The sequence below is a fragment of the Sphingobium psychrophilum genome, from assembly GCF_012927105.1.
Taxonomy (GTDB): Bacteria; Pseudomonadota; Alphaproteobacteria; order Sphingomonadales; family Sphingomonadaceae; genus Sphingobium; species Sphingobium psychrophilum.
Map to the genome: position 1 here is coordinate 72167 of NZ_JABBFV010000005.1, position 15804 is coordinate 87970.

The 15804-nt window shown below is 61.0% G+C and carries 19 protein-coding genes and 1 pseudogene; 14 read left to right on the plus strand and 6 right to left on the minus strand.

What is annotated here, in order from left to right; all coding sequences use genetic code 11:
* The first annotated feature begins 9 nt into the window (after nucleotides 1-9).
* From HHL08_RS08625 to HHL08_RS08670, 10 genes and pseudogenes are all read left to right on the plus strand, one after another.
* Nucleotides 10-543, plus strand: a complete 534-nt coding sequence (locus HHL08_RS08625) for an NADH-quinone oxidoreductase subunit B family protein (RefSeq protein WP_169572415.1) — start codon at nucleotides 10-12, stop codon at nucleotides 541-543.
* A 2-nt stretch (nucleotides 544-545) separates the two neighbouring features.
* Nucleotides 546-1037, plus strand: a complete 492-nt coding sequence (locus HHL08_RS08630; RefSeq protein ID WP_169572417.1) for a hypothetical protein — start codon at nucleotides 546-548, stop codon at nucleotides 1035-1037.
* A 141-nt stretch (nucleotides 1038-1178) separates the two neighbouring features.
* Nucleotides 1179-1475, plus strand: coding sequence for a hypothetical protein (locus tag HHL08_RS08635; RefSeq protein ID WP_048577803.1), 297 nt, complete (start codon nucleotides 1179-1181; stop codon nucleotides 1473-1475).
* Between the two features lie 494 nt (nucleotides 1476-1969).
* Complete coding sequence (gene bktB / locus HHL08_RS08640) at nucleotides 1970-3157, plus strand: beta-ketothiolase BktB (protein WP_082166266.1); 1188 nt, start codon at nucleotides 1970-1972, stop codon at nucleotides 3155-3157.
* A gap of 144 nt (nucleotides 3158-3301) precedes the next feature.
* Nucleotides 3302-4249 (plus strand): fused MFS/spermidine synthase, encoded by a 948-nt coding sequence (locus HHL08_RS08645; protein WP_328804607.1) that lies wholly within the window; start codon nucleotides 3302-3304, stop codon nucleotides 4247-4249.
* A gap of 613 nt (nucleotides 4250-4862) precedes the next feature.
* Nucleotides 4863-4991: pseudogene (locus HHL08_RS08650) on the plus strand (acetyl-CoA C-acetyltransferase); the annotation flags it as partial.
* Between the two features lie 68 nt (nucleotides 4992-5059).
* The gene (locus HHL08_RS08655; RefSeq protein WP_053085678.1) at nucleotides 5060-6001 is read left to right on the plus strand and encodes a spermine/spermidine synthase domain-containing protein; all 942 of its coding nucleotides are present in this window, start codon (nucleotides 5060-5062) and stop codon (nucleotides 5999-6001) included.
* Nucleotides 5998-6255, plus strand: coding sequence for a hypothetical protein (locus tag HHL08_RS08660; RefSeq protein ID WP_048577799.1), 258 nt, complete (start codon nucleotides 5998-6000; stop codon nucleotides 6253-6255). The genes HHL08_RS08655 and HHL08_RS08660 overlap by 4 nt, the downstream gene beginning before the upstream one ends.
* 91 nt (nucleotides 6256-6346) lie before the next feature.
* Nucleotides 6347-7480: a cell division protein ZapE gene (gene zapE, locus HHL08_RS08665; RefSeq protein WP_169572645.1), complete on the plus strand. Its 1134-nt coding sequence runs from the start codon at nucleotides 6347-6349 to the stop codon at nucleotides 7478-7480.
* A 168-nt stretch (nucleotides 7481-7648) separates the two neighbouring features.
* Nucleotides 7649-8548 carry a spermine/spermidine synthase domain-containing protein gene (locus HHL08_RS08670; protein ID WP_235954990.1) on the plus strand — a complete coding sequence of 300 codons (900 nt, stop codon included), beginning with the start codon at nucleotides 7649-7651 and terminating at the stop codon, nucleotides 8546-8548.
* Nucleotides 8549-8605: 57 nt separating this feature from the next.
* On the opposite strand, the gene HHL08_RS08675 is transcribed toward HHL08_RS08670, so the two are convergent.
* The 5 genes from HHL08_RS08675 to HHL08_RS26265 form a co-directional block, all read right to left on the minus strand.
* Complete coding sequence (locus HHL08_RS08675) at nucleotides 8606-8902, minus strand: hypothetical protein (RefSeq protein ID WP_169572419.1); 297 nt, start codon at nucleotides 8900-8902, stop codon at nucleotides 8606-8608.
* A gap of 278 nt (nucleotides 8903-9180) precedes the next feature.
* A complete protein-coding gene (locus tag HHL08_RS08680; RefSeq protein WP_169572421.1) occupies nucleotides 9181-9363 on the minus strand; it encodes a hypothetical protein in 183 nt (60 codons plus the stop codon).
* 163 nt (nucleotides 9364-9526) lie between these two features.
* Nucleotides 9527-9691, minus strand: coding sequence for a hypothetical protein (locus HHL08_RS08685; RefSeq protein WP_158501009.1), 165 nt, complete (start codon nucleotides 9689-9691; stop codon nucleotides 9527-9529).
* Nucleotides 9692-9729: 38 nt separating this feature from the next.
* The gene (locus HHL08_RS08690) at nucleotides 9730-10983 is read right to left on the minus strand and encodes an acetyl-CoA C-acetyltransferase (RefSeq protein WP_169572423.1); all 1254 of its coding nucleotides are present in this window, start codon (nucleotides 10981-10983) and stop codon (nucleotides 9730-9732) included.
* Nucleotides 10984-11138: 155 nt separating this feature from the next.
* Nucleotides 11139-11489, minus strand: a complete 351-nt coding sequence (locus tag HHL08_RS26265; protein ID WP_408021762.1) for a GNAT family N-acetyltransferase — start codon at nucleotides 11487-11489, stop codon at nucleotides 11139-11141.
* A 358-nt stretch (nucleotides 11490-11847) separates the two neighbouring features.
* Between HHL08_RS26265 and HHL08_RS08700 the strand changes: the two genes are divergently transcribed.
* The 4 genes from HHL08_RS08700 to HHL08_RS26270 all read left to right on the plus strand — a co-directional run bounded on the left by HHL08_RS08700 (nucleotide 11848) and on the right by HHL08_RS26270 (nucleotide 15392).
* A complete protein-coding gene (locus tag HHL08_RS08700) occupies nucleotides 11848-14103 on the plus strand; it encodes an NADP-dependent malic enzyme (RefSeq protein WP_408021763.1) in 2256 nt (751 codons plus the stop codon).
* 157 nt (nucleotides 14104-14260) lie between these two features.
* Nucleotides 14261-14596 (plus strand): DUF167 domain-containing protein, encoded by a 336-nt coding sequence (locus tag HHL08_RS08705; protein WP_048576294.1) that lies wholly within the window; start codon nucleotides 14261-14263, stop codon nucleotides 14594-14596.
* A 30-nt stretch (nucleotides 14597-14626) separates the two neighbouring features.
* Entirely contained in the window at nucleotides 14627-15046 is a 420-nt protein-coding gene (tnpA, locus tag HHL08_RS08710) for an IS200/IS605 family transposase (RefSeq protein WP_206377786.1), read from the plus strand.
* A 52-nt stretch (nucleotides 15047-15098) separates the two neighbouring features.
* Complete coding sequence (locus HHL08_RS26270; RefSeq protein ID WP_456242930.1) at nucleotides 15099-15392, plus strand: transposase; 294 nt, start codon at nucleotides 15099-15101, stop codon at nucleotides 15390-15392.
* Between the two features lie 172 nt (nucleotides 15393-15564).
* Here the strand turns inward: HHL08_RS26270 and HHL08_RS25560 are convergent, their stop codons facing one another.
* Nucleotides 15565-15804, minus strand: a complete 240-nt coding sequence (locus HHL08_RS25560) for a DUF5818 domain-containing protein (RefSeq protein ID WP_328804612.1) — start codon at nucleotides 15802-15804, stop codon at nucleotides 15565-15567.

Below are 15804 nucleotides of genomic sequence, written 5' to 3' on the forward strand. Positions count from 1 at the left end.
GCTCCGCCCATGCGCAAGCTCCTGTTCGAAAGCCTGATCCGACCGCCGCTCACCGAGCCGCGGCCCGATCCGGATCTGTCGATGATCGCGGATCTTGCTGGTCGGTTGGGGGGCGTCGCCCGGCAGAAGCTCGGTCGCAGCCTCTCGATCCGCGAGATCGATGCCGGTTCCTGCAACGGTTGCGAGCTCGAAATCCATGCGCTGGGCAATGCATTCTACGACATCGAGCGCTTCGGCCTGCGCTTCGTCGCCTCGCCGCGTCACGCCGATGTGCTGCTGGTGACGGGGCCCGTGACGAAGAATATGCGTGAGGCGCTGGAGCGGACCTACAACGCGACCCCTGCGCCCAAATGGGTCGTTGCCGCCGGAGATTGCGCGGCCGATGGAGGCTGTTTCGCCGGCAGCTACGCCGTCCTGGGCGGCGTATCGGCGGTAGTACCCGTCGATCTGCACATCCCAGGCTGCCCGCCTTCGCCGGTCATGCTCTTGAAAGGCCTCATCGCGCTGATGGAGCAGTCGAACCGGAAGGTCCCGTCCAGGTGACGATGCGCGTGCCGACGCTATGGCTCTTTCACGCCGGTGTCGTTGCCGCACTCCAGCAATTTGCGATGGTGGTCCTTGCCGTTTTGGGCTTTGCCCTGTTGTCGCGATACGATCTGACAGGGCCGATGCTCGTCGATCGCGCAGACCATGTCGACGTCTCTCCGCTCTTGTCATGGGCCTGTCTTCTCCTGGCGATGAACGTGGCTCTGACAAGTCGGCGGGTCATGGCACGGACCGCCGCCCGCATTCGACACATATCGCATGGTATGAACCCCGCTGCGCCGAATGCGGTGACCCGCGAACTGCTCGTTCGCGTCTGGTTGGCCGCGATCGCCATGGCCGTGCTCACGCTCGTGGCGCCGCCTCATATCGCAGTGGCTGCAGCCGACCTTCTTGGATGGCCGGTTATAGCGGCAGTCGGATGGCCTGCGCTGATGAGCATTGGAGTTGCCGGATTCGGTGCGGTCGGGTTTGCGGCTCGTCAGGCGCTTTAGGCATCGACTTCCCGAAATCGTGTGATGTTCAGTACATCAAAATGTAGTTGCATTGATCTATAGTCCATGTGTGAAATATGATTATCGGCTGAATCGACCAAAAGCGATTCCGTGACCAACCCCCTGATTGATGGATAGGCGATGACAGGTGAAACCGGCGGACTGCCGAAAGACAAGGGCCAAGCAGGGCGCCTGTCGCTTCGGTTCGACTCTGATCCGGAAAAGAACGCACCGGTCCGGCAGGTGCGCGTGCGGGCGCTACCGAATAGAGAGGGCGACGACGCCCGCATGCTCCTACTGGAAGCGCGCGTTGGGACGAGCACGGTCCGGCTACATCTGACAGCCGGCGAAGCCGCCGAATTGATGTTCGAGATTGGTTTCGCCCTCGAAGAAGCAGCCAGAGCCGCCAATGGGCAACCGCTCAGACGGCCGGTCTGATCGGATTGTCGCGCTCATTTCTCGAGGGCAGCACGGCCTCAGTTTCTGTCGTGTTGTGCGTAATATGGCACCGACTTCGCACGCTTCTCGGCTTCATTGATCTCGGCTCTGCGCCCGGTATCCTCGGCCGTCGTGCCATCTCCTCCCACCGCTGCGCGCTTCGCTCAAGCTGCTGCCTGCGCAAGGGTAGGGCTTCGATCGCGGCGGCCGCGCGTTCGGCGATGGCACGTTGATAGTAGATGTCAGCGGGGGGCAATTGGCAATCTCTCGTCGATGGTTGTCCAGCCGCCAGCGCGGGAACTGGAGAAGATGGCGTCCGGCACCGCTGGAAACCTTCGAGGCAATATAGTGATCCAAGACGACTATATACACATGGCTTATGCCTTGATAATAATCAGATATGATGTTTCATGCATCATGTTTGATGTGATTTGTCGTTTGCCTCGCCATTTGAGCGCGAAAATGAGGCGATGGAAATTCGGAAAGGTACAATCTTGCAGGACGTCGTCATTCTTTCAGGGGCACGCACCGCCATAGGCGATTTCGGTGGAAGCCTGAAAACCGTCGCTCCGGCTGAGCTTGGCCGCATCGTCATTGCCGAGGCGATCAGGCGCGCAGCGCTCCAGCCTGATGATATCCAGCATGTCGTGCTTGGCCAGGTTATCCAGAGCGAACCTGCCGATATGTATGTCTCGCGCGTGGCGGCGATGGCGGCGGGTATCCCGGATCGCGTGCCGGCCCTGACACTCAATCGTCTGTGCGGATCCAGCGTCCAGGCCATTATTTCGGCCGCGCAGATGATCGCCCTCTCGGAGTGCGAGATCGCGGTCGCGGGCGGCGTCGAGAGCATGAGCCAGTCGCCCCATGTCGTCAAAGGCCTGCGCTGGGGACGGCGTATGGGCGATGAGGCGATGGTCGATGCGATGGCCGCGGCACTGACCGATCCTTTCGGCGCCGGGCATATGGGGGTCACGGCGGAGAACATCGCCGAGCGGCATGATATCACGCGGGAGATGCAGGACGCGCTCGCGGTCGAGAGCCATCGGCGTGCGGCGCAGGCGCAAAGCGAGGGGCGGTTCGACAGCCAGATCGTGCCCGTGCAGATCAAATCGCGCGGGACCGTCAAGTCGTTCGACCGCGATGAGCATTTGCGCTCCGACGTGGATGCGGCTGGTCTGGCCGCGTTGGCGCCCGTCTTCCGCAAGGAGAAGGGCACCGTAACGGCAGGTAACGCCAGCGGATTGAACGACGGTGGCGCGGCGCTCGTCCTGGCATCCGGAGACGAAGCCAGGCGTCGCGGCCTTGTGCCGATGGCGCGTATCGTCGGCTGGGGTCATGCCGGTGTCGCGCCTGATGTCATGGGGCTCGGGCCGGTGGAGGCGGTGCCGATCGCGTTGCGGCGGGCAGGGCTCACGCTTGACGACATCGATGTGATCGAAGCCAACGAGGCCTTTGCGGCCCAGGCCTGCGCGGTGGCCAAGCTCCTCGACTTCCCGCCTGACAAGGTCAATCCCAACGGCAGCGGAATCGGCCTCGGCCATCCGATCGGCGCGACGGGCGCGATCATCACGATCAAGGCGATGTACGAGTTGCAGCGCATGGCAGGCCGCTATGCGCTGATCACGATGTGCATCGGTGGCGGGCAGGGGATAGCGCTGATCATCGAGCGTGTTTCGAGTTGAGCTATCCGGCCGTGACAATGAGAAATGCTGCTCCGATTGCATCCCTGACCGTGGTTGCACGCCAGTGGTCGTTCTTACGAAGGCCGATGCTATCTCATTTGCACAACCGTCGCGTGTTGGCGAGCCGGCTGGCGGAGAAAGGGCGTGCCTGACCGTTCCGATCAGGATTTCGACCTCGATCGGACGGACGTCTACAAGGACGACGTCGTGCGCGTCCTCGACGCCATCGCGGACTTCGACTGCGGTGGGGGTGGACATGAGGACGATCTCTATGCGGCGTTCGATGACGAAGGCTATGAACAACCCCCCTCCGAAATAAACATCGCTTTGGCAGCGCCGATCGGATCGAATGGGCCGCTGATCTTTGACCTGGGAGATATGCGCACCCTGTTGTTCAACTGGACCATCGTCCAGAGCGGGATGCGGATCAGCGATCCCTCAAGGCTGATCTTCGACTATACGCAAATGATGATGGGATTTCTCCTCTTCAACGAGGCGCCCACCGAGATCGAGATGATCGGGCTCGGCGGTGGTTCCCTGGCGAAATATTGCTATTCCCGACTGCCGGAGAGCCGGATTACCGCCATCGAAATCGATCCCGATGTCATCGGGCTGAGGGCCAGCTTCGAGATTCCCGATGACGATGATCGGTTCAGGGTAGTGTGTGCCGATGGGGCAGATCATGTCCGCAGCGATCCATCACGGCCTGACGTCATCCTTGTCGATGGCTTCGACGGGGACGGACAGCCGCCCCAACTCTGCTCGGCACGCTTCTATGACGACTGCTACAATCGACTGAAGCCTGGCGGGCTGCTCGTGGTCAATCTCTGCGAGGATCAGGAGGCCCGTTATCACTGGCCCATTGCTCTTGTCCGTCGAAGCTTCGGGAAAAATGTCCTCGCGGTGCCGACCGAATGCCGCGCGAACAGAGCGGTCTTTGCCCGCAAGGCCGCACAATTTCCGGCGTCGCCAGACAGGCTTCGAACAACCGCCCGCCGACTGGCACAGCTTCATTCCGTTCCGTTTGAAGCGCTGGCAAAGCGCATCTGCCAAGTGATGGGTTCATCCCGACCCGGTGGCGGAAAGGGGTAGAAGGAGCCGGAATTTTCGGGGGCAATGCTATTCAGGGTGTGTAGAAACATTCTGGCTTTCCGCTGCACATCGCGTGTCGCGCGCGCAAAGCGAGCGATCGGATGCTGCGTCATGAGCGGCGGCTATCGCAGAGCGCGCGCCGGAAACCTGCCAGTCCGAAAACCTGAATCGGCCAATGCGCGAAGCAGCTGCAGCCACCGTTCAAGCCGCGAGCGGGCCGGCGGGACACATCGAACAGCTCGTGCCGCATATCTCCCGCCGTCGCGGCTGGCCTCAGGCATGGCCACAACGGCAAGCACCGAACGTAGCTTGCTCCCCCGTTCGCAGGGATCGCTCCATTCCCAAACCAAAGCCGGCAAAATTCTGTGATAGACACCTGCTATCCCATACATCGTTTCCATGCTATAACTCTGTATATTGATATACTAAACATCATGCAAGAGGTACGGAAGGCGGCGGCTCAGAAAGACACCGGCATTCATCGTTGCCGCCGAGCCCTGCCTCGGTCTTCGGCAAGCGACATTTTGAAACTCCGCACAAGCGTAAGCGCATCGCGGACGGCACCATGCCGATAGCCGCAAGGGTGTCAGTTTGGCGCAAACAAGGACAACCAATGACCGATCCCGTCGTTATCGCCAGCTATGCTCGTACCCCCATGGGCCCGTTTCAGGGTGCTCTATCCGGGGCGACATCGACGCAGCTCGGAGTCGTCGCCGTGAAAGCAGCGCTCGAGCGCCGTGGTGATCGCAAGCGCGGCGCAAACCTGTGCACCGGCGGCGGCGAGGCCACGACGATTGCCCTGCAGCTTCTATGACCGAGCCGCAGCGCGCGATGATGGATGAGTTGGTATGGGCGCATCGCGACGCTGAGGCGCTTGCGGGCGACTTTGGGCTCGATCCTGACAGCATCAGCATGCTGCAGAGACTGGGGTTTTGGCCCCGCCCCGTTACTTCTCTACCGACCAGGCCCGGGAGCCCCTATGTCTGTCAGACCGGCGATGTTCGATCCTTGCATTTCGACTGGTCGAGCATTCAGAGCGGCATGAGCCTGAACGATCCGCTCGTGCTGCAGTTCGATTACACGCGAATGATGATGGGCTTCCTCATCTTCAACCCGTCACCTCGATCGATCGAAATGATCGGTCTCGGCGGCGGCTCACTGGCCAAATACTGCTACCACAAAATACCGAGCGCCCACATCGCCGTCGCCGAGATCGATGCCGATGTTATCGCCCTTCGGGATGCGTTTCTCATACCTCCTGATGGACCGCGCTTTCGTGTCGATTGTGATGACGGCGCCGACTTCGTGGCGCGGGCCGCCGGAAGCCCAGAGGTTATTCTCATCGATGGGTTCGACAGAGACGGCCAGCCGCCCCAATTATGCTCACAGGACTTTTACCGCGCCTGCTACGATCGGATGGCGCCCGCGGGCATATTGATCGCCAACCTTTGGGGCGACCATGAGGTCTATTCCGATCGCATCCGTCGGGTTTTCTTCGGTAACACCATCGTGGTGGAGACCGAGGGCGGCGGCAACCGCGCCGCGATTGCTCGCAAGGATGCTAGCCTCGATTTGTCGCCGAACCAGTTGGAAACGGCCCTGGCGGCTCTTGCACCGCATCACGATGGGTTCTTGTCTGCGGTCGGCCGTAGGATTGCGACCCAAGTCGACCTTGATCGACAAGCCTGTCGCAAAGCGCGGGCGCGGCCCCTCCCCGGTGTGTCGTCCTGCCACTATGTGAGCCGCCGATGATCGAGCCGCCCGAAACCCCGTTCCTCCTTATCGTTTTTGATGCCGCTCAAGCTACCTTCTCGCTGGAAGGCCCGGTCACCGATGACCGCGCATGGCGGGCCGCAATTGCCGCCGCAGGCGTCGAGCGCGCGAGCCTTGGATATCAGGCGTGCCTCAATGGCGGCGCACGGATGTGGCGCAGAACCGCTGCGCAGGAGTTTCGCGAACGAACCGGGTTCCGCCGCGTCGCGAGGGGATCGATCGTTCACATATAGTGTCAGCGTCTCGATGCGGAGGCGCCGCCGCACCGAGCGACGGCGCAGGCTTTGAAGATTTATGGAGCATTGAAAGTTGGTCGATAATGCAATGATTGTTCGGTACGATGCCGCAATCGCTAGGGGCGAGCTGAGCCCTGATGCGGCCCAGCGGCGTGTTGCCGAGAGACTCGGTGAACTCGTATCGGCATTCGACCATGAAGCAGGTCGGCCGTCGCTCTTGTCGCGGTTCGTCAAGCGCAAGCCGGTGGTGGTTCGCGGCGTGTATCTGTGGGGCGGGGTCGGACGCGGCAAGTCCATGATGATGGACATGGTTTACGACGTCATCCCGATCCGGGAAAAGCGTCGCGTCCATTTTCACGCGTTCATGCAGGACGTCCACGATCGCCTGCGCGTTGAACGCTCGCGTGAGGTGGCTGATCCCATAATCCCGGTGGCAGACGCAATCGCGCAAGAGGCCGGGCTACTCGCGTTCGACGAGATGATCGTCACCAACTCCGCCGATGCAATGATCTTGTCACGGTTGTTCATGCGTTTGATGTCCCGCGACGTCACTGTCGTCGCGACGTCCAATCGCGCGCCGGACGACCTCTACAAAAATGGCCTCAACCGTGAGCACTTTCTCCCCTTCATCGCAATGCTCAAGGACCGGCTCGACGTCCTGACGCTGGACGGTCCGACCGACTATCGCCTGCAGCGACTGGGTGGTTTCCAGACATGGTATGCGCCCAATGGTTCGCCCTCGACTGAAGCGCTGAGCCGCGCCTTCTTCCGATTGACCGACTTTCCGGTGGAAGACCGAGAACATGTCCCTGCCGAAGATCTGGCTGTGCAGGGCGGACGCACGATGTTCGTGCCAAAATCGTTGAAAGGTGTGGCGGTGTTCTCGTTTCGCCGTCTGTGCGGCGAAGCGCGGGGCGTGCCGGACTATCTCGCGCTTGCCCGCCGCTATCATACCCTCATCCTGGTCGGGATACCGGTATTGGGAGCCGATCGGCGGTCGGAAGCCGCCCGGTTCAAGATCCTGATCGACACCCTTTATGAACACGGCGTCAAGCTTCTGGCTGCGGCTGACGCAGAACCCAAGCATCTTTATGCCGACACGGATGACGCATTCGAGTTCGAGCGCACCATCTCGCGGCTCAACGAAATGGCATCGGCGGACTACCTCCAGAGTGGCCATGGCGCGTCGTACCGCCTCGGGCACGAGTCGACCTCGGCGTGAGCGTCATCGTCCGAAGGCGCCTTACTCTCAATGAGACGATGTGCTCCCGCATTGGGCAGCAAGGCCGCTGTCACGCGACGATCGCCGAAAAAGCGCCAGCCGGGTTGCGTCACATGGCCACGTCCATCCGCCGGTCCAGCGGTCCGCTGGTTGTAGAGGGGCTCGGTCTTGTCGGACGCTGAGACTCCGGGTGTCGCAGGCAAGCTGTTCAGTGGCTGGTCTGCCCTGCGCCATGACGCGTCGGATTGGATTGCAGACGTCAATCTGGCCTCGCATATTCAGACACTGCAGCGGCTGGGAGCCTGGCCAGGTCGCGCTACGATCGGTGACCCGTCTTCGGGCAAGCCCTTTGTGTCGGAGATCGGCGACTACCGCTCGCTGCATTTCGATTGGGGATGCGTGCAGAGCGGGATGAGCGTTGCCAACCCGTTGAAGCTATCGATCGATTACACCAAGGCGATGATGGGATTTCTCTTCTTCAATCCGGCACCGTGTGTCATCGAAATGATCGGGCTCGGTGGTGGATCCCTTGCCAAGTTTTGCCACCACGTTCTGCCCGGCGCGGATATCACGGTGGTGGAACTGGACGCAGACGTGATCGCGTTGCGCGACCACTTCTCCATTCCGGCCGAAAGCGAGCGCTTCCGCATCCTGTGTGGCGATGGGGCGACCCATGTCCACGCGTCGCCGAGCCGGCCCGACGTGCTGCTGGTCGATGGCTTTGACGCGCGCGGGCAGCCGCCTCAGTTATGTAGTCCTGAATTTTATCGGCACTGCTTTGAGCGGTTGGCACCCGATGGCCTGTTGGTCGTCAATCTATGGGGTGACGATCCCGGGCATTTTCGTCATGCCGCGCTTGTCAAAGACATCTTTTCGGGAAAGTTGATTTTGGTGCCTTCGATCGGAAGTGCCAACCAGACGGTGATAGCCCGAAAAGGCTCAGGTCTTATCCTGACGAAAACGCAGATGGAGGAGGTGATCCCTCTGTTCAGACAAAGCTGCGCCCGATTTCTTCCGGCGGTGGGGAAACGTATATTTCGACAACTGAAAATCGCCAGGAAGCATTAGCTCAATGCTGTCCCCATATCGCCGGCGACACGGGGCGGCAGCGCGAGGGCGCAGGCGCTATTTTCGCGGCTTACAGATAATGCACTCATCTGAAACGCACTGACCACCAGCGATGTTCTTCGGGATCCAGGAATCGAAGACCTTCGGGTCGGGGCTACCAGCCTTACGGTAGGCGCCCGCCGTGAGCGACCCGGATGCCTGGGTACTGACGGTGATCGTGCGGCAGCTCGCGCGGTGCAACACGATATAGTCGGCGCTGCGATTGGCCCGGAAATTGATGACATAGGCTTCCGGATGATCCTTGGTCCATTCGAGAAACTCATCGTCGTCTGCAAAAAGCTGTGCCGTGTTCATAGTCATCCGTTTCAATAAGAATGTGCCGACCGCCGCGTGCCGATCGGCGACAGGGCTCGGCTATTTCGAGCCCGGCGGTCCCTTTTTCCGAAGGCCGGCGTAAAGCAGAGCCGCTACGATTGCCGCAGACCCGATGCCACTGCTGACAAGGGGCAGCGTCGCCAATCGGCGGGCCCCGGCCGGCGGATGCGGCGCAGCGGGACCAGGCGATGACAAGCCTCCGTGCGCGTCCGCCTTCGGGCCATCGGCCGAGCCGGGACTATCGTCCTCACCGCTGCTCAATGCTGTTCTCCTCCATCTTGGACAAGCTGCGCGAACGCCCTGCGGGCGCATCCGCCGTCGAGTGCGATGGAAACAACCTGGCCGCTGCGCTCGCGGCGGCTATAGGTCAGTGCATCGCGCGGACCCCAGATCAGCACTTCGTCGGACAGGTGGAGCCGCAATCGCTCACCCGTCTTCATGCAAAGTGCCGCCCGAACCATTTCGAGGCTCAACGCAAAGCCGAGCGCATCATGATGATCAGCGGTTGGAATACTGACAAGGCGCGGATGACTCATCTGGCACGCCCACGCCCACGCTCAGGCGCGATAGCGCCCTTCGATGGAGCGGCCAGCGCGGCCAACATCATGGTTTCTTGTCCAGGTCGTTGGACATCTTCAGACGCTCCGCTTCTTCAGCCCGCTCCCGTATTGCCTTTTGCTCGTCATGGAAGCGGCCCCCCATGATGGTGGTCGCCATGAAAATGGCCATAAGGATCACACTGATCACGATAATGACGAATATAATCATTTAGACTTCCATGGCTCAGAGGTCGTCGCGGTCTGGTGTCAGATCCGCTCGATGATGATTGCTGGCGCCATTCCCCCCGCGGCGCACATTGTGACCAGACCGCGCTTGAGGTCCCGTCGCTCGAGCTCGTCGAGAAGCGTGCCAATCAGCATGGGGCCTGTCGCTCCGATCGGATGACCGAGCGCGCAGGCGCCGCCGTTCACGTTCACCTTGTCGCGATCCAGCCCGAGATCGCGCATGAATTTTTCAGCGACCACGGCGAAGGCTTCATTGATCTCCCAAAGATCGATGTCCTCGATCCGCAGGCGGGCCTTCTCGAGAACGCGCCTGGCGGCCGGGACCGGAGCGTTCAGCATGAGAGTCGGGCAGTCCCCCATATTGGCGGCCATCACCACCCGGGCGCGGGGTTTCCAGCCGTTGCGAGCGGCACAGTCGGGGGAGGCCAGGAGAATGGCCGAGGCGCCATCGACGACACCGGAGCTGTTGCCGGCATGGTGAATGCCCTGCCACTTTAGGCCAGGATATTTCTGGTTGATCATCTGCCGGAAGGTGACACCGTCCTCATACGGGGCATGGTCGGCAATGCCGTCGAAACTCGGTTTCAGATTTGCCAGAATGGCGGCAGTCGTTTCAGGCCGTGGAAACTCGTCGCGGTCAAGCGCGATGCTGCCGTCCTCGTTCAACACGGGGACAAGGCTTCGAGCGAAGCGACCTTCCCGGATGGCGATATCGGCGCGGCGCTGGCTTTCGAGCCCAAGCGCATCGACGGTCTCTCGCGAGATGCCCTCCATCGCTGCAATGGCGTCGGCGCACACCCCTTGGTGAGATTGGGGATGGATTGCCTGCAGCGCCGGATTTCCTGTCCCGACACCCAGCGCCTTCACGCCGTTCGCGGCGTCCTCGGCGGCGAGTTGGGCATGGTATGACATCATCTCGACGCCGCCCGCGACCACGCAGTCGGCCAGGCTCGAAATGATCTGGCCCGCAGCCAGATTGACGCTGGTGATCCCGCCGCCGCAGAACCGGTCGAGGGTCATGCCACTCGACCTGGGGTCATAATTTGCCAGCAATGCGGACATGCGGCCGATGTCGCTTCCCTGCTTGCCCTTCTGGGTACTTGTCGAAAAGATGACGTCGTCGACTTCGGATGTCGCGAGATCGTTGCGTTCCGCCAGAGCCTTCAAGACGGTCGCGCCGAGATGCTGCGGATGAAGGTGCGCCAGGGCGCCTTTGCCGGGCTTGCCGATCCCGCGTGGTGTGCGGACTGTGTCGATGATGTAGGCGATACCCATAGTCTGATTCCTGCTCATTGTGTTGTGCTCGGCTAGGTTGCCGGTCGTGATCGTGTGCGGGGCTTCATTCTTCCGGATCGTCCTGGCCAAGGCGTTTCGAGAAGAAAATTTGTTCGCCCACGTCGTAGCCGATCCGCCGTTAGAACTTCGCAATGTCATGGTCCTCGGAGCGGACCGTGAGCTGGATCTTCGCGATGCCCAGGTCCTCGATCCATGCCTCGCAGGCAGCCATTCATCTGCCGACCAAAGCCACAGCGTTGGCGGCCAGGAGACACGGCGAGATAGTAAACCCACCCCCTGTGGCCGTCGGAACCGACCACTCCCGTAGCGACGAGCTGGTCGTTCAGGAAGCCCGCCAAAATAGTCGAGGTCGGCGTCGCGAGGGCCCGTTCGGCATCGGCTTTTGGATCGTTCCAAGGCTTGAGCAGGTCGGTCACCCACCACAATGCAACAGCGGCTTTGACCTCGGCAGAACCGAGGCGACGTATTTGCAGTACCGACGCCATCAGGGTTGATCCGCGTTCTTCGCTGTCGTGTCGCGGCTCGCGAACCCACCCATGCCGTGCCACCACTGGTACGCGATCACGGCAGCTTTGACCGGCTGCGAGCGACTGTGCCGCAGGGGAATGACACCAGCGCTCCCCTTCGGCATGTGCCTTCCATCGTGCGACCTCTCGAAACCATCTTGGCGGAAAAACCTTGCGGCACCTTTTCTAAAGGATCATATATAGCGCATCGTTATCCACCGTTAAAGATGCATTTTGATGCATGAGACATCAATAATGCGCGACTGCAGATCGCCCAGCCCCTTCCTCGTGGCACCCCGCGCCGCAAGCAATTGATGAATCGGATATTCCAATGCCCGTGCCAGACGAACTTCGGTCTTCGGACCGGGAAGCCTTGCTGTTTCATTCCGAAGGTCGGCCAGGCAAGATCGAGATCCTCGCGTCCAAGCCGATGGCCACGCAGCGTGACCTGTCGCTCGCCTATTCGCCGGGTGTGGCCGTCCCGGTTCACGCCATCGCCGCCGATCCAGCGCGCGCCTACGACTATACGATCAAAGGCAATCTGGTCGCGGTGATCACCAATGGCACAGCGATCCTGGGGCTGGGCAATCTTGGGGCGCTGGCGTCAAAGCCGGTGATGGAAGGCAAGGCGGTCCTGTTCAAGCGCTTCGCCGACGTCGACTCGATCGATTTGGAGTTGGACACCGAAGACCCGGAGGCGTTCATCGCCGCCGTCGCCTTGATGGAGCCCTCGTTCGGCGGCATCAATCTGGAAGATATCAAGGCGCCCGAGTGCTTCATCATCGAACAGGCGCTGCGCGATCGGATGAACATCCCGGTCTTCCATGACGACCAGCATGGAACCGCCGTGATCATGGCCGCAGGCTTGATCAACGCGCTGTACCTGACCGGCCGGGAGATGAAAGATGTCAGGATGGTCGTGAACGGCGCGGGCGCGGCGGCGATCGCCTGTACCGCTCTTGCAAAGTCGATCGGCATTCCGGGCAACCAGGTCATCCTGTGCGATTCCAAGGGCGTAATCTATCAAGGCCGGACCGAGGGCATCAACCAGTGGAAGTCGGCCCATGCGGTGGATACGGAGGCGCGAACGCTCGCCGACGCAATGCGCGGTGCCGATGTCTTCCTCGGATTGTCTGTCGAAGGCGCTGTTTCAGCCGAGATGGTAGACTCGATGGCACCCAGGCCGATTATCTTCGCGCTGGCGAATCCCAATCCCGAGATCCAGCCGGAGGTCGTCAAAGCGATCCGGCCCGATGCGATCGTCGCGACCGGCAGGTCCGACTACGCCAATCAGATCAACAATGTCCTTGGCTTCCCCTACATCTTCCGCGGTGCGCTCGACGTCAGGGCAACGACCGTCAATGAGGAAATGAAGGTCGCCGCAGCCCACGCGATCGCCGAACTGGCCCGGCAGCGCGTTCCGGAGGAAGTCGCGGCCGCTTACGGTGGAAAGGCGAGCCGCTTCGGCCCGGATTACATCATTCCGGCCCCCTTCGATCCGCGTCTGATCGAAACCGTGCCGATGGCCGTGGCCCGCGCTGCCATGACGACCGGCGTGGCGCGGTTGCCCATCGCCGATGAGGCAGCCTATCGCAGCGCGCTCAGGGCGCGGCTCAATGCTACCACGGCGGTGCTTGCGTCGGCCTACGACGGTGCGCGCGCGCGGCCAAAACGAATGATTTTCGCCGAGGCCGAACAGGAAACCGTTTTGCGCGCCGCGATCGCCTATCGGGAAGAAGGCTATGGCAGCCCAATTCTGGTCGGTCACACCGAGCGCGTCACTGAAGGTTTGAAAGCGCTAGGTGCCGAGGCCGAAGGGTTTGAAATCCACAATGCGCGGATATCCCCCCTCATCCCGGATATGGCCGACCGGCTCTACGAGCGCTTGCAACGGCAGGGGTATCTCTACCGCGATTGTTTGCGGATGGTGAACCAGGATCGGAACGTGTTCGGTGCCCTGCTCCTCGACATGGGACACGGGGAAGCCATGATCACCGGGGTGACACGTCCGTTCGGTCAGACGCTCGAGCAGGTCAAACTGGTGCTCGATTCGCAAAAGGGTCGCCTTCCCTTCGGCTTCCACATCATCGTCGGGCGCAGCAGCACGGTGTTTGTGGCCGATACGACCGTGAACGAGCGGCCAGCGCCCTCGGACCTCGCCGATATCGCCGAGCAGATGGCCTCCATTGCCCGTCGCATGGGCCACGCGCCGAGGGTTGCTTTCCTTTCCTATTCAAATTTCGGCAATCCGCCAGGCGAGTGGCTCAAGCCCTCGCGTGATGCCGTTGCCTTGCTCGATACTCGCAAGGTCGACTTTGAATATGAGGGCGAGATGTCGCCGGACGTGGCGCTCAACAGTGCGCTCAAACGCCATTATCCGTTCAGCCGCCTGACCGGGCCGGCGAACGTCCTGATCATGCCCGGGTTACAGTCTGCCAATATTTCGGCCAATCTTGTTCGGGAACTTGGCGGCGTCGCCGTTCTTGGTCCCTTCCTGGTGGGCATGGAAAAGCCGGTTCAAGTCGCGGCGATGACGTCCACCGCTGCCGACTTGGTGACGATGGCGGTGCTGGCGGGCACCCTAAGCGTCTGAAAAGCACCCTCATTCGACATACGTACTTCGGCCGAAAGGCGGCCCCGGAGATAATTTATACCTTTTCTCTCATGCATGAAACATGTGTATACTGCTTTGTAGCATCAACCCGCGGCGTTGAGAGGTTTCAGACCATGTCACGCTCAATGTGTGAGCCATGAAAAAACCAGCGCCCCAGCCGCCCGCAGAAAGACCGGCCAACGGCTTTTACTGGTGGGAAGACACGACGCTCGTCCTCAACATCCTGGGCAAACCCAGCGCGCGTGGCGACGTCATCGGCAAGATCAAAGGCCATCAGTTGAAGGTCAGTGTCACGGCAGCGCCGAAGCTTGGACGGGCAACAGACCATATGGTGCGGTTTCTCGCTGGCGAATTCGGCGTGCCTGTATCTGCCATCACGGTCGTTTTCGGGCGTATGAACGTCAACAAGCAACTGAGGATCGAAGCGCCGACCCGGCTCCCCGCTGTTATCCAGCAGCTGGATCTGCTCTGAGGCTTGGCGCGCTTGCGATCGTTGCCAGCTATGGGCTATTCGACCGGTTGTCACACGACATTTCACCATCGCTACCATCACGTCTGGGCACCGAAATATCGGTTCAAGGTGCTGCATGGCGAAGTCCGGCTGCGGGTTCGTGAGATCATCCGGCAGGTCTGCGACGAGAAGGGCGTGACGATCGTCAACGGTGTCGTGTCGCGTGATCATGTCCATATGTTTGTCGAAATCCCGCCCCACGTCTCGGTCAGCGTCTTCGTGCTCAAGATACAGCAGGAGTTCGAGCACATCCGCAAGCGCTATTGGGGCCAACGCTTCTGGCAGCGCGGATACTTCTCCACCACATCCGGCAACATCACCGATGACGTCATCAGCCGTTATCTGAACAAGCATCTCCACAAATTGGGCTTCCAGCCATGGTGTCCACGCCCGTCAAGCGAGGGGCGATGACAGCGAGCACTTTCGACCGACGCAGTTTCACCACAACGAGGAGAGTGACACGATCCCTGTCCGGCCGGCCAAGACCTGCGCCCCCTCGGGCGCGCATGCGCGCAACCGTGCGATCCGCTATCGAACGTCCGCCTGCAAGGACTGTCGGCTGAAAGCGCAATGCACGCCCGGTGCCCAGCGGACCATCCATCGGCTGATCGACCAAGGAGCCCTCGATCGGCTGGAAAGGCGAATTAATGCCGATTCGGGTCTGATGAGGATCAGACGATACACCGTCGAACATCCGTTCGGGACGATCAAAGGAATGTCCGGCGGCGGCAGGTTCCTGATCCGAGGGCTAAGGTAAGGTGAAGGCGGAAGCGGCGCTATCGGTCCTCGCCTTCAACATCCTGCACGCCGTGAACGCCTTTGGTGCTGGGAAGCTGGCCGGAGCAAGCTGACACGGCCTTCTGCGCCTTGAATGTCGTTCTCCCGCGCGGCTTCATCGCGAGTTTCTACACCGCCTGAATTGTGGGCCGTCAGGTGGGGTCAGACCCCGCCAATTCCCCAATCCAGTAGACGTCCAGGGTTTCGGTCGCCGACAGGATACCCTCCACGCAGACAGGCCGACCCAGCAATTCGGGAACATTGTCCTCCATATTGAGCGGCCATAAAGCTCCATCGGCCTCGTGTCGCAGACACATTCCGCGGCCGCAGCGGATGAGTTGGCCTTTCAGGCGACACAGCTTGCCGATCTTTCTCATTGTTCCATTCCACAT

What these genes read in the sequence shown, in the direction of transcription:
- HHL08_RS08625 (WP_169572415.1), top strand. Translation starts at nt 10, where the DNA reads ATGCGCAAGCTCCTGTTCGAAAGCCTGATCCGACCGCCGCTCACCGAG.
- HHL08_RS08675 (WP_169572419.1), bottom strand. Translation starts at nt 8,902, where the DNA reads ATGAACACGGCACAGCTTTTTGCAGACGACGATGAGTTTCTCGAATGG.
- HHL08_RS08635 (WP_048577803.1), top strand. Translation starts at nt 1,179, where the DNA reads ATGACAGGTGAAACCGGCGGACTGCCGAAAGACAAGGGCCAAGCAGGG.
- HHL08_RS25560 (WP_328804612.1), bottom strand. Translation starts at nt 15,804, where the DNA reads ATGTGGAATGGAACAATGAGAAAGATCGGCAAGCTGTGTCGCCTGAAA.
- HHL08_RS08690 (WP_169572423.1), bottom strand. Translation starts at nt 10,983, where the DNA reads ATGGGTATCGCCTACATCATCGACACAGTCCGCACACCACGCGGGATC.
- HHL08_RS08705 (WP_048576294.1), top strand. Translation starts at nt 14,261, where the DNA reads ATGAAAAAACCAGCGCCCCAGCCGCCCGCAGAAAGACCGGCCAACGGC.
- HHL08_RS08655 (WP_053085678.1), top strand. Translation starts at nt 5,060, where the DNA reads ATGACCGAGCCGCAGCGCGCGATGATGGATGAGTTGGTATGGGCGCAT.
- zapE (WP_169572645.1), top strand. Translation starts at nt 6,347, where the DNA reads ATGATTGTTCGGTACGATGCCGCAATCGCTAGGGGCGAGCTGAGCCCT.
- HHL08_RS08630 (WP_169572417.1), top strand. Translation starts at nt 546, where the DNA reads ATGCGCGTGCCGACGCTATGGCTCTTTCACGCCGGTGTCGTTGCCGCA.
- HHL08_RS26265 (WP_408021762.1), bottom strand. Translation starts at nt 11,489, where the DNA reads ATGGCGTCGGTACTGCAAATACGTCGCCTCGGTTCTGCCGAGGTCAAA.
- HHL08_RS08660 (WP_048577799.1), top strand. Translation starts at nt 5,998, where the DNA reads ATGATCGAGCCGCCCGAAACCCCGTTCCTCCTTATCGTTTTTGATGCC.
- tnpA (WP_206377786.1), top strand. Translation starts at nt 14,627, where the DNA reads ATGGGCTATTCGACCGGTTGTCACACGACATTTCACCATCGCTACCAT.
- HHL08_RS08680 (WP_169572421.1), bottom strand. Translation starts at nt 9,363, where the DNA reads ATGAAGACGGGTGAGCGATTGCGGCTCCACCTGTCCGACGAAGTGCTG.
- HHL08_RS08685 (WP_158501009.1), bottom strand. Translation starts at nt 9,691, where the DNA reads ATGATTATATTCGTCATTATCGTGATCAGTGTGATCCTTATGGCCATT.